Here is a 13,143-nt window from a genome sequence, read left to right as displayed (position 1 = left end):
CCGCGGGCCAGTAGCCGCAGGGCCGAGGCATTGATCTCGGCGCCCAGCACCGATTGGGCGCAGCCGTCCAGCAGCGCGACGCGGCGGGTCGCGTCCGCGGGCGGCTCCGGATCGGGCTCGCCGCGCCGCGCCAGCGCCGCCAGCCCGGGCGCGGCGGACAGGGAGGCCAGCGCGCCCAGCGGCCCGCCCAGCCGGCCCGCCGCGCCGCGCAGCAGGCGGCCGGCGGCGAGTGCGGGGCGCAGCAGCGCGGGCGTCGTCAACACGCGGGCCAGCGCCGAGCGCAGCAGGCGCTGCGGCAGCGGGCGCACCCCGCTTTGCTCGATGGCTTCGCGCGCGCCGTCGATGACGTCGCGGTACGACACCCCGGCGGCGCAGGTGGTCTCGCAGGACAGACAGGACAGGCAGCGGTCGAGATGGCGCACGGCGGCCGGGCTGGGCGCGGCGGTGCCGGACAGCACTTCGCGGGCCAGCGCGATGCGGCCGCGCGGCGAGTCGAGTTCTTCGCCGTCGAGCACGTAGGTGGGACAGACCGCGGTGCAGAAACCGAAATGCACGCAGCTGTCGGCGGCGGCGCGGGCGGCATCGAGGCGGTGGATGGTGATGGTTTTGGACATGGTGCGACAGGAGCTTGCCGGCCAGCGCCGGGATGGAGCTCATTCTGTCGCGTGGCGCGGCGCGGGGCTGTGCCCAGCGCGCCAGCGGGCGCCGCTCAGGGCGTCAGGCGCGGGCCTGGCCCTGCTTCAGCAGGTTCACGGGCAAGTCGCCGTAGCGCTCGGAGAAGCGCCGCGTGAAATGGGAGAGGTTGTTGAAACCGCAGGCGAAAGCGGCTTCGCTCACGGTGCGCGTGCGACCGGCCGAGAGCAGCTCATGCGCCAGCGCCAGGCGCGCCTGCACCACGTAGGCTTCGAACGACAGCTGGGCATGGCGGGCGAACAGGCGGTGCAGGGTGCGCACCGAGATCCGGCAGGCGGCCGCCGCCGACGCGGGCGATAGCGCCGGGTCGGCGATCGCGGTGTCGATGTGGCGCTTCACGCCGACGAAACTCAGTTCGGTGGACGGGGCGGCGGACGCGTCCGCCACGGACGCGCAATGCAGCGCGACGATCTCGATGACCGTATCCAGCAGCGTATCGACGGTGCGGTCCTGGAGCTTGACCGCGGAATCGGTCAGCAGGCGCATGGTCTCGGCCAGCACGGGGGCGAAGGGCATGTCGGCTGGCAGGCTGGCCGGCGCCCGCAGCCGTCGCAGGCCCGGGGCGCGCGCGCTCAGGGCATGGCGCGGCAAGAGCACCAGCCGGCGCGCCGTGGATTCCGGAAACGTGATGTCGAAGGCCGAGCCGGTGTCCAGCAGGCCGAATTCGCCCGGTTGCAGGCACAGCTGTTCATCGCCCTGGGAGATCAGGGCGCGGCCTTCCAGCTGCAGGCTGAGCATGAGGTGGTCGCCGTTGACGCGGCTGACGTGGCGCTGCGAGCGCCGGATCATGTGCGGGGAGCTGGCGAAATTCACCAGGCGGGCGCCCGAGCGCGTCTGGCTGGACATGGTGCCCGCGAAGCCGGCATCCGGCTCGGCGCGGAACTCGGAATCGAGCACGCCGGCGCAGACCGCGTCGTGCCAGAACGCCAGGGCGTGCTGGCCGTGATCGTGGGTGCTCCAGTTGTGCCATTCAGGTGCCATCTCGGCTCCGGGTACGTCTCGGGCTGTCGCTGCCAGCGGCATCGGCTGGCACGTTGGGTCGTGCCCAATGTAGCCAGCCGGTGGAGAATGGGCCATCCGTGCATTCCCCAGTAACGGCGCACTGTGTTCAACGAATGGAGCGTGGCATGAAACGGTATCTCTCTTTGTGGGCGGGCGTGATGCTCGCCGTGTCGGCCTGTCATGCCGCGGCGCAGGACTACCCGGCGCGGCCGGTGCGCATGGTCGTGGGTTTCGCGCCGGGCGGCGGCAACGACATTCTTGCCCGCCTGATGGCCGAGCAGCTCCAGCGCCGGCTGGGTCAGCCCTTCATCGTCGAGAACCGGCCGGGTGCCAGCGGTGCGATCGCCATCGGCGCAGTCAAGCGCGCCGAGCCGGACGGCTACACCCTGTTGGTGGGGCCGAGCAGCGGCATGACCGTCAATCCCGCCATCTACCGCGATCTGGACTACGACCCCGTGGCCGACTTCGCGCCGATCTCCCTGGTCGGGGACATCCCCATGATCCTGGCCGTCAAGGCGGACAGCACCGCCCGCTCCGTGGCGGACCTGGTGGGGCAGGGCAAGAAAAGCGGCAAGCCTTTGTTCGCCGGCGCGGGCGCCAATTCGTTCCAGCTCGCCACCGGGGTATTCGCCAGCCGTGTCGGCCTGGAAGCGGAGGTCGTCAACTACAAGGGCAACTCCGCGGTGGTCGCCGCGCTGCTGGCCAACGAGATCGACTTCGCGCTGATCGACACGGCGGCGGTGCTGCCGCAGATCCGCAGCGGCCGGCTGAACGCGCTCGCCGTCACCGGGGCCAAGCGTTTCGCCCTGCTGCCCGACGTGCCGACGGTCGCGGAGTCCGGCGCGCCGGGTTTCGCCATGTCGTTCTGGTCGTCTCTGTACGCGCCGGCGGGCACGCCGGCCGCCGTCATCGAAAAGCTGCAGTCCAACGTTGCCGCCGCCGTCCGCGAGCCCGCGGTGTCCGAGCGCTTGCTGGAGCTGGGCATCGAGCCCGTGGGCAGCGCCTCGAAGGCCCTGGCCGAGACCATGGCCAAGGAGATCCCGATGTATGCGCAGGCCGCCAAGGCGGCGAACCTGTCGCCGACGAAATAAGGCGGCGGCCGCCGGACTGCCGGATGGCAGTGCGGCGGCCGCGCGGCGTCAGATCATCAGTTCGATCAGGAAGGGGCCGTCGGTCCTGAAGCTGCGCGCCATCAGGTCGGCGCACTGCTCCATGGTGGTGGCGCGGGCGGCCTCGACGCCCATGCCGTCGGCGATGGACACCCACTTCAGGTCCGGATTGCCCAGGTCCAGCATGCTCATGGCGGTCGGGCCCGGCGTGGCGCCGACGCCCTGGTACTCGCCGATCAGGATGTTGTACTTGCGGTTGTTGAGGATGATGGTGGTTACGGGCAGCCGTTCGCGCCCCTGCGTCCACAACGATTGCAGCGAGTACATGGCCGACCCGTCGGCCTGCAGGTTGATGACCCGGCGCTTGCCTCCCGCGCCCAGGGCCGCGCCGGTCGCCACCGGCATGCCGTCTCCGATGGCGCCGCCGGCCAGGTGCAGCCAGTCATGCATGGGAGCCGCGTGGGTGTGGGGGTAGAAGCCCCGGCCGTAGGAAATGCTCTCGTCCGAGACGATGGCCTGTTCGGGCATCAGCGCCGCCAGCGTCCGGGCCAGCCCCTCGGGGGTGGGCGCGCCGCTGGCGGCCTCGGGCCGCGGGCCGGGGTCGGGCAGGGGGGCTTCGGGCGCGCCCAGGCTTTCCGCCAGCGCCAGCAGGGCCGCTTCCGGATCCTGGTCGGGGCGGGCCAGCACGTGCAACTGGGCGTGCGCGGGGTATTGCGTCGAAGGCTTGCCGGGATAGGCGAAAAAACCGACGGGGGGCTTGGCGCACACCAGGATGATGTGGTCGTAGCGGGCCAGCGCCGCGATCGCCTGGTCGGTGCCGTAGGGCACGCGTTCCAGTTGCAGGGTGCCTCGGCCGCGCGCCACGTGCGCCGTGACGTAGTCGGCGCGGATATCGGCGCCGCAGGCCTGCGCCACCCGCCAGGCGAGGGCTTGCGAGGCGCCCAGCACGCCTCTGCCGGCCAGCAGGATCAGCACATTCTTGCCGCCGCGCAGGACGCGCGCCGCATTGTCCACCGCGTGAGGGTCCAGCGGCGCGGGGCCGATCGCCGGCAGGGCTGCGGCGACCGCGCCGCCTTCGTTCCAGGACGCGTCGGACGGCAGGATGAGGGTGGCGACCTGTCCGGGGAAGGCGTTCGCGGCCTGCACCGCCGCCGCGGCGTCGCCGCCGACGTCCTGCGCCCGCGTGCTGGTGCGCACCCAGCTCGATACCGTGCGCGCCATGGCGTCGGTGTCCGCCGTGAGCGGCGCGTCATAGGGGCGGTGGTAGGTCGCCTGGTCGCCGACGATGTTGACGATGCCGCTGCGGGCGCGGCGCGCGTTGTGCAGGTTCGCCATGCCGTTGGCCAGGCCGGGACCGCAGTGCAATAGCGTGGCCGCCGGCTTGCGCGCAATGCGGAAATAGCCGTCGGCCATGCCGGTGACGATGTTCTCCTGCAGCCCCAGCACGCAGCGCATGCCGGGGACCTGGTCCAGCGCCGCGACGAAGTGCATTTCGCTGGTGCCGGGATTGGCGAAGCAGGTATCGACCCCTGACTGCAACAGGGAATTGACGAGGCTTTTGGCGCCGTTCATGGCGGAGACTCCTGAAGAAGGAAAAAGAGAGGTGGCCGCAGCGGGGATCAGGTCACCGGGCACAGGCCGCCGTCCACGTTGATGGCGGTGCCGGTGACGTAGGAGGCGAGATCGGAGGCCAGGAAGCAGGCGACGTTGGCGAATTCCTCCGCGCGGCCGATACGGCCCAGCGGGACGGCCTTGCCGCGTTGGGCCAGGTATTCGTCGAATGGCGCTTGCGGCTGTTCGCGTTCATGGAAGCCCTTCCATTGCTCGGACAGGATCAGGCCCACGCACAAGGCGTTGACCAGGATGCCGTGGGGAGCGAGTTCCGCGGCCATGATCTTGGTCAGCGCCAGCCCGGCGGCGCGCGCCAGCGCGGTGGGGGCGCCGCCCGCGGACGGCGCCTTGCCCGCCACGCTGACCACGTTGATCACCCGGCCCCATGCCCGCTCCCGCATGTGCGGCAGGGCGAGCTGGACGATGCGCAATGCCGCCGCGACTTTCAGGTCCATGTCGCTGCGCAGCGCCGCAAGCGCGATGGCCTCGATGGGCGCGCGCTGGGAGGTCCCGGCGTTGTTGACCACGATGTCCACGCCGCCGCACAGGCCGGCGGTGCGCTGCCAGGCCGATTCCAGCTGCGCGGGGTCGGTGACGTCGCAGGCGACGGCCCAGATCTTGCGGGCGGGGGCCGCGCGGGAGAGTTCGTCGGCGGCCTGTTGCAGGGCCGAGGCGGTGCGGGCCCACAGCACGACATCCGCGCCGGATTGCGCCAGGCGCTGTGCCACGCTTTTGCCCAGGCCCTGGCTGCCGCCGGTGACCAAGGCCACCTTGCCTGTCAGATCGATCAACATGGAAGCGACTCCTCCTATTGCGCGACGGCGCCGAATTGCGCCACGACGTTCTTGTACCGCTCAAGCTCGGCCTGCATGAAATCGAGCACCTGCGCCGGCGCCATGGGGCTGGCGGCCACGGCGCCCAGTTCGCCCAGGCGCGCCTTCAGGTCGGGCGAGGCCATGACGGCGTTTATCTTCTCGTTCAGGTAGTCCGTTACCGGTCGGGGCAGGCCCGCCGGCCCGGCGATGGCGTACCACGCGCCCGTGACCATCCCGGGATAGCCCAGCTCCGTGAAGGTGGGCACCTCGGGCAGCATGGGCAGGCGTTGCGCCGCGGCCACCGCCAGGGCTTTCAGGCGCCCCGACTTGATGAAGGCAATGGTACCGGTATCCAGCGCGAACGACACCTCGCCCGCCAGCAGGGCGTTGCCCGCGGGGCCGCCGCCGTTGTAGGGAACGTGCACGATGTCCAGCCCCAGCTGCTGCGTGAACATGGATCCGGCCACGTGCTGCGAGGAACCGATGCCGCCGGACGCATAGTTCAGCGCGCCCGGACGCAGGCGGGCGTCGCGCAACAGCGCGTCCAGCGAGGCATAGGGGGAGTCGGCCCGGACGACCAGGATGTTGGAATTCGACGTAACCAGCGCCACCGGCGTCAGGTCGTCCACGGGCTTGAACGGCTGGGCCTTCATCAGCCATGGATTGATGGCGTTGGTGGAACTGGTGGCCAGCAGCAGGGTATAGCCGTCGGGCGCGGCGCGCGTGGCCTGCAGCGTGCCGATGTTGCCGCCCGCGCCGGGTTTGTTTTCCACGACCACGGACTGGCCGATGGACTGGGACAGGTCCCGCGCGATCAGGCGCGCCGCGGCGTCCGCGGGGCCGCCCGCCGACCAGGGCACGATCAAGGTGACCGGCCGGTCGGGGTAGCCGGCCCGCGCGGCCAGCGGGGCGGAGAGGAACAGCAGGGCCAGCAGGCAAAAGCGCAGCCAGCCATGGCGCAACGGCGCATGGAAGCAAAGGCGAGGCATGGGAACTCCGATTCGGGCGGGAGGGGCCCGGTGGGCCCGTCTCCTCGGGGTTGGGGGGCGTTACTCCAGCTTCAGGCCGACCTCATGGATCAGGGTGGACCAGCGCTCGATCTCCGATCGGATCAGCTGGGTCACCGCCTGCGGATCGCTGCCGGCGACATCCATGCCGAGGATTTTGTCCTTGACGTCGGGCTGGTCCAGCACCTTGCGCAAGGCCGCGTTGAGCCTGTCCACGATCGGCTTGGGCGTGCCGGCGGGCGCCATCAGCGCGTACCACTCGCTGACCACGATGCCGGGGTAGCCCAATTCGGTGAACGTGGGTACGTCGGGCATGACGGGCGAGCGCTCCCTTGCGCTGATCGCCACGACTTTCACGCGCGGGTCCTTGCTCTGGTAATGCGGGCCGATGAGCGTCACGGTGGGGAACTGGGCGGCGATCTGCCCTCCCATGAGATCGACCAGCGCCGCGCCGCCTCCGCGATAGCTCACGCTGATCATCTTGATGTGCGCGTCGCGCTTGAGCAGTTCCCCGGTCAGGTGGGTCATGCCGAGCGCGCCGGCCTGGCCGAAGGCGTACTTGTCGGGATGCGCCTTGGCATCGGCCACGAACGTCTTGAAGTCCGCGATGCCGCCCGCCGCCTTGGGGTTGATGGCCATGACGATCGGAACGGTGCCCATCATGGAGATCGGCTCGAAGCTCTTGATCGGGTCGTATTCCAGATCTTTCTGCAGGATGGAGTTGGTGGCCAGATTGCTGATCACCATCCCCACGGTATAGCCGTCGGGCGCGGCCCGGGCCAGCATGCCGGCGGCAATCCCGCCGCTGGCGCCGGGATGGGGCATCACGATGACGGGCTGACCCAATTCCTGTTGCAGCTTCTCGGCGATCACGCGGGAAAATACTTCGCTGACGCCCTTGTAGCCGATCAGGAAATTGATCGGCTTGCTGGGATAGGTGTCGGCTGCCAGGGCGGCGCCGCTCATGATGCCGAAGGCCAGGCTCGCGGCCAGGGCGCGCCGCAGGCGGCTTGCCATTGTTGATGCCATGCTTGTCTCTCCTTGTCGGGGGCTGGGCCGCGGCTCTGTTGGCAGCGTTGCCGTGGGACTGCGTTATCGGATCTTGTACTGTCGGATGGCCTCCACCAGCCCGGCGCCGTCGCGGATCGCCGCCTGCATGCGCTCCTCGGTCTCGTGCATGGCCCGCGCGCGTTGGGCGACTTCCCATGCCTGCGCCGCGGGAACGACGATGACACCGTCGTGGTCGGCGATCACGATGTCGCCGGGCGCCACCAGCACGCCGCCGCACACGACCGGCTGGTCGATGGCCAGCGTGACGATGTGCTGGAAGTTCACCCGCGGGCTGGTGCCCTGCGCGTAGACCGCGATGCCGATGGCCGGCATGTCGGCGATGTCGCGGACCGCGCCGTCGGTGACGACCGCCTGGGCGCCCCGCGCCGCGGCCCGCGTGGCCATATTGGCTCCCCAGGTGGCGCCCGAGGCGTCGCCGCCCAGCGCGATGACCAGGATTTCGCCCGGCTGCGCGGAGTCGATGACCTGCTGCGTGCCCATGGCCAGGTCCGGGCCGAAGGCGGGCTGACGGGCGTTGGCGGCGGCCGTGCTGCGATTGACGGTGCGCGCCCGTCCCGCCACCGGCGCGCCGCTGAGATGGCGCACCCGCGTATCCATGACGCCATTGGGCAGGCCCATGGCGTGCATCGCGTCGAACACGATGGCGGCGCCCAGTCCGGCGAAACGCTCGACGAGGGCGTCCTCGCCATTCCGGCCGCTTGCCGGATCCGTTGCTGTCATTGCGGTCTCCTTGTCTGGTCTGGCGGGTCGCGGGCTTAAGGCCGCGCTGCGCGGATGTCGGCGCACAGGGCCGCGGCGGATCGGAGCAGGAGCGGAAGCAGGCCCACCACGATGATGCGAAAGCCGCTGTCCAGATAGGGGGCGGCCGAAGCGCGGTCGGTGGCGGAGGCGCCGAAAGGGATGGCGCCGGCGCGCGCCAGCGCCGCCACCTGCGCGACCGCGGACGCGAGCGCCGCGGGGTTGTGCTCGCCGCGCCCGAGCGTCACGCTCAGGTCACCCGTTCCCAACAGGACGAAGTCCACGCCCGGGGTTTCGGATATGGCGCGGGCCTGTTCGATGGCCTGGGGCGTTTCCAGCATGACGCCCACCACGACCTTGTCCTGGACGTGGTCCAGCGCGTCCCAGCCGCTGCGGCGCGTGTAGCCGTAGGCGCGCGCATAGAACGCGGCGCCGCGCGCGCCCGCCGGCGGATAGAGCGCCTGGGACACGGCGGCCCGGGCTTCCTCGACCGACGAGACCTGCGGCACCAGGATGCCGTCGGCGCCCGAGTCCAGCACCCGCCCGATGAATTCCTTGGAAGCCGTGGGCACGCGCACCAGCACCGGCACGCCCACGGCCTGCGCCGCCCGGATCATGTGGCGGATGTCGGCGAAATCCAGGGGGCCGTGTTCCGCGTCCAGCACGACGAAGTCATAGCCGGCATGCGCCGCGATCTCGACCAGTTCGGGGCTGGGAGCGGGAACGAACGCGCCGGTAAGCGCCTGCCGGTCCCGCATGCGGGCCTTGAGCCCCGTGTCGTCCCGCTGCTCGCTGCCGCTCATGCCACGCATCCTTGTCCTGCGGCATCCGGTCCGACGCCGGCGGGGGAAAGTCCTTCGCGTTGTCTCATCACTGCCTCTTATCGTGGAATAGAATTCCGATGACTTTTCGGGCTATCGGCTTCGCATCGGTCTTTGCGGCCCCTGGGTATTCGCGCATGGCGCGGAGCGTTGTGCTTTCTCGATGCGGCATGGGCAAATGATATCGTTCGATCCCACCAGCACAAAGGGAGTTATTCTCTTCAAAATTCCGGAAAAAAATTCATGAAACCGACGATCAAGCAACTCGAAGCCTTGTATTGGGCGGGCAAGCTGGGCAGCTTCCAGGCCGCGGCGGCGCACCTGCATACCTCGCAATCGGCCATCGCCAAGCGCATCGCGGAATTGCGCGAGATCTTCCAGGTGCGGCTGATCGATCCGGCCTACCGGCACGCCAAGCTGACCGACCACGGACAACGCCTGCTGGCCGCGGCCGAGGAGGTGCTGCATGCCAACGAACGGCTGATGGAGCGCATGGGCTATCCCTTCGGCTTCACGGGCGTGCTGCGCCTGGGGGTGAGCGAACTGGTGGCCGTGACCTGGCTTCCGCGCCTGATCCAGGAGGTCAAGCTGCAGCATCCGCAGGCCGTCATCGAACTGGAGGTGGGGGCGGGCGGTTCCATCCTGGATCTGCTCAAGGCCGGAAAGATCGACCTCGCGCTCGTGCCGGGACACACCTGGGGCGAACAATTCGAATCCGAGGAACTGGCCGAGGTGGAATTCCAATGGATGGCGAGTCCGCGGCTGGGCTGTCCCAATCGCATCCTGACGAACGCGGAGTTCTCGTCCTATCCGATGCTGGTGCATTCGCGCCACGGGATCGGCACGCAGCTGTTCGCGCAATGGCTGCGGCGCAACGGCATTTCCAACCATCGTGTGTTCACGGCCAACAGCATGACGGTCATGGTTCAGCTGACCGTGGGCGGCCTGGGGCTGAGCAGCCTGCCGACGGAGTATGTCCGCCAGTTCATCGAGGACGGGAAGCTCGTCCGGGTGAGGACCAGCGCGCGCTTGCCGCGCGTGAAGTACTTCGCCGTCTACCGCAACCGCGCCGAGTATCCGTTTCTCGAAACCCTCATTCCGCTGGCGAAGTCGCTTTGCGATTTCAGCCTGACGGGCGCGACCTTCTCTTGATCCCGCGCCCGCGGCTTGCCGCGGGCCGCTCGGTAAAAACCCGGGTTTCTTCTCTTTTTATGTCGTATTACGATCTATTTAAAAATGGCTCGGACATAACAAGGAGCGGGGATGGAACTGTTAGACAACCTCATGCTGGGGTTCTCGGTGGCGTTTACGCCGGAAAACCTGCTGTATGCGCTGCTGGGATGCGTGCTGGGCACGCTGGTGGGCGTGCTGCCGGGTCTCGGGCCGGTGCCGACCATCGCGATGCTGCTGCCCATCACCTACGTGCTGCCGCCCGTCGCGGGGCTGATCATGCTGGCGGGCATCTACTACGGCACCCAGTATGGCGGCTCGACCACCGCCATCCTGGTGAACCTGCCCGGGGAAACCTCCGCCGTGGTGACCGTGCTGGACGGCCATCAGATGGCGCGCAACGGACGCGGCGGGGCCGCCTTGTCGTTGGCCGCCATTGGCTCTTTCTTCGCGGGCACCGTCGCCACCATGCTCATCGCCGCGTTCGCGCCGCCGCTGGCGGAAGTGGCGTTCAAGTTCGGCCCGGCGGAGTACTTTTCGCTGATGACGCTGGGCCTGGTCGGGGCGGTGGTGCTGGCGTCGGGCTCGCTGGTCAAGGCGATCTGCATGATCCTGCTCGGGCTGCTGCTGGGGCTGGTCGGCACGGACGTCAATTCGGGCGTGGCCCGCTACGACTTCGGCATTCCGGAACTGCAGGACGGCATCAACTTCGCCATCGTCGCCATGGGCGTCTTCGGCTTTGCCGAGATCATGAGCAACCTGGAGCTGAAGGACAAGCGCGTCGAGATCACGGACAAGGTGGGGTCGCTGTATCCGAACCGGCGAGAGATGCGCGAGGCGGCGCCCGCCATCGTCCGCGGCACCGCGGTCGGGTCGATGCTGGGCATCCTGCCCGGCGGCGGCTCGGTGCTGTCGGCCTTTGCGTCCTACACGCTGGAAAAGAAGATATCGCGCGAGCCGGAGCGCTTCGGCAAGGGCCATCCTGCCGGGCTGGCAGGCCCGGAATCCGCCAACAACGCGGGCGCCCAGGCATCGTTCATTCCACTGCTGACGCTGGGTATTCCGGGCAACGCCGTCATGGCGCTGATGGTCGGCGCGATGACCATCCACAACATCCAGCCGGGTCCGCAGGTCATGACCAGCCACCCCGACCTGTTCTGGGGGCTGATCGCGTCGATGTGGATCGGCAACCTGATGCTCGTGATCCTCAACCTGCCGCTCGTGGGGCTCTGGGTCAAGCTGCTGAAGGTGCCCTACCGCATCCTGTTTCCGGCGATCCTGGTGTTCTGCACCATAGGCGTGTATTCGCTGAACTACAACACCTTCGACCTCTACATGACGGCGTTCTTCGGTGTGGTGGGCTACCTGTGGAGCAAGCTGCGCTGCGAGGGCGCGCCGCTGCTGCTCGGCCTGGTGCTCGGTCCGATGATGGAGGAGAACTTCCGCCGGGCGCTGCTGCTGTCGCGCGGAGACTTCATGACCTTCCTGGAACGGCCGCTGTCCGCGACGCTGCTGGGCGCGGCGGCGGTGCTCGTCATCCTGGTGGCGCTGCCCAACATCCGCAAGAAGCGCGAAGAGGCCTTCGTCGAAGAGGACTGAGCCGCCGCGCGCAGCCGGCCTTCAGGGGGCGTCGTGGAAGGACAGTTCCAGCCCGATGCGCGTGCCGCCGCGCACGCGGCTGATGGCGTGTTTCAGGTTGACTCGGTAATCGCCGCCGGCGCCGCGCGCGGGACGGTGCGCCGTGGCGATGAGGGCGGCGTCGCCCAGCCGCAGGGGCAGCACCATGGGCCGCGACTGCATGCGGGGGCGCTGCTCCGTCATGACGAACTCGCCGCCGGTGAAATCCCGGCCGGGTTCGGACAGCAGCGCCACGCATTGCAGCGGGAATACGTGCTCGCCATCGTGCTGCTGGTGCAGCGCGACGTAGCCGTCCTCGCGCAGCAGGCTGAACCGCGACAGCGGGCGCGTCTGGCGCGCCTGATGGCAGCGGTGGATGAAATCCGCCAGTTCGTCCGGGTAGCGGCTGGCGGCGCCCAGCCGCTCGCTCCAGCGGTTGGCGATGGGGACGAGATGGCGGTAGAGGGCCTCGCGCCATGCCGCCAGCGGCTCGGGCAGCGCGGCCGGAAGGCGGTAGAGATCGCCCGCGCCCGCCGGCGCCGCGTCGGCGGCCAGCCGGCCCAGCGAGCGCGCCTGTTGCGGCGCCAGCCAGCCGGGCAGCAAGGCATAGCCTTCCGCGTCGAGCTGCGCGGCGATGTCGTCCCAGTCCAGCAGAGCGATGGCGGGCGCGTCGCCGTCCACGGCGATCCGGCCTGCGCGGACGGGGTGGGGGGCGAGCGGGAGTTCGGCCTGCATGGTTTCAGCGCGCGTCATGGAAGATCACGCCCAGCGTATGTCGCTGCCCGCCCAGCAACCGGCTGACGCCGTGCCGCATGGCGGCCCGGCGCAAGCCGCCGCGCTTGCCGGCGATGGGGCGTTGGTTCACGGTGAACACCAGCGCGTCTCCCCGCCGCAGGGGCAGCACCTGCGCCACCTGCTCGTCGGAGGAGGTTTCCGTCATGACGAATTCGCCGCCGCTGAAGTCCTTGCCGGGCTCGGACAGGAGGATGGCCGTCTGCAAGGGGAAGACGAGTTCGCCGTAGAGATCCTGGTGCAGGCAGTTGTAGTCGCCTTCGCGGTATTCGAGGATCAGCGGCGTGGGCCGGCGCTGGCCGGCATGGTGGCAGCGCGCGAGGAACGCCTCCAGCGTTTCGGGGTAGTGCTGGTTTATGCCCAGCAGGCGGTTCCAGCGGTTGGCGATCGGCGCGAGGCGGGGATAGAGCGCATGGCGCAGGGCGTCGACGAGCGGCGGAAGCGGGTAGGAAAAATACTTGTACTCGCCCCGGCCGAACCCATGGCGGCCCATGACGACGCGAGAGCGGTAGCAGTCCTCTCGCGGGTACAGCGCGGTCAGCGCCTGGCATTGGGCCGGGTCGAGCAGGGCAGGCAGCACCGCGTTGCCGTAGCGGTCGAGGGACAGGCCGATGGCTTCCCAATCCTGCCGTGAGACCGCGCCGGGCACGGCGTGGGCGCCCGGGGGCGTGCTGCTTTCCATGATCTATCGCCGGAG

Annotated in this window: 13 protein-coding genes; 3 read left to right on the top strand and 10 right to left on the bottom strand. The window is 69.3% G+C overall.

The window, feature by feature from the left end:
* Positions 1-614: 4Fe-4S dicluster domain-containing protein (locus ADE01S_RS09615; RefSeq protein WP_156494254.1), on the bottom strand; the 614-nt coding region annotated here is incomplete at its 3' end.
* 103 nt (positions 615-717) lie between these two features.
* Positions 718-1,674, bottom strand: a complete 957-nt coding sequence (locus ADE01S_RS09610; RefSeq protein WP_062681456.1) for a helix-turn-helix domain-containing protein — start codon at positions 1,672-1,674, stop codon at positions 718-720.
* Positions 1,675-1,820: 146 nt separating this feature from the next.
* Here ADE01S_RS09610 and ADE01S_RS09605 point away from each other — a divergent pair, with 146 nt between their 5' ends.
* Positions 1,821-2,786, top strand: coding sequence for a Bug family tripartite tricarboxylate transporter substrate binding protein (locus tag ADE01S_RS09605; protein WP_062681455.1), 966 nt, complete (start codon positions 1,821-1,823; stop codon positions 2,784-2,786).
* Positions 2,787-2,834: 48 nt separating this feature from the next.
* On the opposite strand, the gene ADE01S_RS09600 is transcribed toward ADE01S_RS09605, so the two are convergent.
* The 6 genes from ADE01S_RS09600 to ADE01S_RS09575 form a co-directional block, all read right to left on the bottom strand.
* On the bottom strand, positions 2,835-4,376 hold the full coding sequence (locus ADE01S_RS09600) for an acetolactate synthase large subunit (RefSeq protein WP_062681454.1): 1,542 nt from the start codon (positions 4,374-4,376) through the stop codon (positions 2,835-2,837).
* 47 nt (positions 4,377-4,423) lie between these two features.
* Positions 4,424-5,209: an SDR family NAD(P)-dependent oxidoreductase gene (locus ADE01S_RS09595; protein ID WP_062681453.1), complete on the bottom strand. Its 786-nt coding sequence runs from the start codon at positions 5,207-5,209 to the stop codon at positions 4,424-4,426.
* Between the two features lie 14 nt (positions 5,210-5,223).
* Positions 5,224-6,219: a Bug family tripartite tricarboxylate transporter substrate binding protein gene (locus ADE01S_RS09590; RefSeq protein ID WP_062681452.1), complete on the bottom strand. Its 996-nt coding sequence runs from the start codon at positions 6,217-6,219 to the stop codon at positions 5,224-5,226.
* A 60-nt stretch (positions 6,220-6,279) separates the two neighbouring features.
* Positions 6,280-7,266, bottom strand: a complete 987-nt coding sequence (locus tag ADE01S_RS09585; protein ID WP_075873264.1) for a Bug family tripartite tricarboxylate transporter substrate binding protein — start codon at positions 7,264-7,266, stop codon at positions 6,280-6,282.
* Between the two features lie 63 nt (positions 7,267-7,329).
* Complete coding sequence (locus ADE01S_RS09580; protein ID WP_062681450.1) at positions 7,330-8,028, bottom strand: RraA family protein; 699 nt, start codon at positions 8,026-8,028, stop codon at positions 7,330-7,332.
* A 35-nt stretch (positions 8,029-8,063) separates the two neighbouring features.
* Positions 8,064-8,849, bottom strand: coding sequence for an HpcH/HpaI aldolase family protein (locus ADE01S_RS09575; protein ID WP_062681449.1), 786 nt, complete (start codon positions 8,847-8,849; stop codon positions 8,064-8,066).
* Between the two features lie 261 nt (positions 8,850-9,110).
* Here ADE01S_RS09575 and ADE01S_RS09570 point away from each other — a divergent pair, with 261 nt between their 5' ends.
* Both ADE01S_RS09570 and ADE01S_RS09565 read left to right on the top strand, forming a co-directional pair.
* Positions 9,111-10,019 carry a LysR family transcriptional regulator gene (locus ADE01S_RS09570; RefSeq protein WP_062681448.1) on the top strand — a complete coding sequence of 303 codons (909 nt, stop codon included), beginning with the start codon at positions 9,111-9,113 and terminating at the stop codon, positions 10,017-10,019.
* A 111-nt stretch (positions 10,020-10,130) separates the two neighbouring features.
* Positions 10,131-11,636 (top strand): tripartite tricarboxylate transporter permease, encoded by a 1,506-nt coding sequence (locus ADE01S_RS09565; RefSeq protein ID WP_062681447.1) that lies wholly within the window; start codon positions 10,131-10,133, stop codon positions 11,634-11,636.
* Between the two features lie 21 nt (positions 11,637-11,657).
* Here ADE01S_RS09565 and ADE01S_RS09560 read toward each other — a convergent pair whose 3' ends face one another.
* A complete protein-coding gene (locus tag ADE01S_RS09560; protein WP_242663390.1) occupies positions 11,658-12,407 on the bottom strand; it encodes a 2OG-Fe(II) oxygenase in 750 nt (249 codons plus the stop codon).
* Complete coding sequence (locus tag ADE01S_RS09555) at positions 12,394-13,128, bottom strand: 2OG-Fe(II) oxygenase (RefSeq protein WP_062681446.1); 735 nt, start codon at positions 13,126-13,128, stop codon at positions 12,394-12,396. Before ADE01S_RS09555 ends, ADE01S_RS09560 begins: the two co-directional genes overlap by 14 nt.
* Between the last annotated feature and the right edge of the window lie 15 nt (positions 13,129-13,143).

This window comes from Achromobacter denitrificans NBRC 15125 (genome assembly GCF_001571365.1).
GTDB classification, from domain to species: Bacteria; Pseudomonadota; Gammaproteobacteria; order Burkholderiales; family Burkholderiaceae_B; genus Achromobacter; species Achromobacter denitrificans.
The sequence above is the reverse complement of the archived record's forward strand: the minus strand, read 5'-3'. Positions and strand labels throughout refer to the sequence as shown.

What these genes read in the sequence shown, in the direction of transcription:
- ADE01S_RS09610 (WP_062681456.1), bottom strand. Translation starts at nt 1,674, where the DNA reads ATGGCACCTGAATGGCACAACTGGAGCACCCACGATCACGGCCAGCAC.
- ADE01S_RS09605 (WP_062681455.1), top strand. Translation starts at nt 1,821, where the DNA reads ATGAAACGGTATCTCTCTTTGTGGGCGGGCGTGATGCTCGCCGTGTCG.
- ADE01S_RS09600 (WP_062681454.1), bottom strand. Translation starts at nt 4,376, where the DNA reads ATGAACGGCGCCAAAAGCCTCGTCAATTCCCTGTTGCAGTCAGGGGTC.
- ADE01S_RS09595 (WP_062681453.1), bottom strand. Translation starts at nt 5,209, where the DNA reads ATGTTGATCGATCTGACAGGCAAGGTGGCCTTGGTCACCGGCGGCAGC.
- ADE01S_RS09590 (WP_062681452.1), bottom strand. Translation starts at nt 6,219, where the DNA reads ATGCCTCGCCTTTGCTTCCATGCGCCGTTGCGCCATGGCTGGCTGCGC.
- ADE01S_RS09585 (WP_075873264.1), bottom strand. Translation starts at nt 7,266, where the DNA reads ATGGCATCAACAATGGCAAGCCGCCTGCGGCGCGCCCTGGCCGCGAGC.
- ADE01S_RS09580 (WP_062681450.1), bottom strand. Translation starts at nt 8,028, where the DNA reads ATGACAGCAACGGATCCGGCAAGCGGCCGGAATGGCGAGGACGCCCTC.
- ADE01S_RS09575 (WP_062681449.1), bottom strand. Translation starts at nt 8,849, where the DNA reads ATGAGCGGCAGCGAGCAGCGGGACGACACGGGGCTCAAGGCCCGCATG.
- ADE01S_RS09570 (WP_062681448.1), top strand. Translation starts at nt 9,111, where the DNA reads ATGAAACCGACGATCAAGCAACTCGAAGCCTTGTATTGGGCGGGCAAG.
- ADE01S_RS09565 (WP_062681447.1), top strand. Translation starts at nt 10,131, where the DNA reads ATGGAACTGTTAGACAACCTCATGCTGGGGTTCTCGGTGGCGTTTACG.
- ADE01S_RS09560 (WP_242663390.1), bottom strand. Translation starts at nt 12,407, where the DNA reads ATGACGCGCGCTGAAACCATGCAGGCCGAACTCCCGCTCGCCCCCCAC.
- ADE01S_RS09555 (WP_062681446.1), bottom strand. Translation starts at nt 13,128, where the DNA reads ATGGAAAGCAGCACGCCCCCGGGCGCCCACGCCGTGCCCGGCGCGGTC.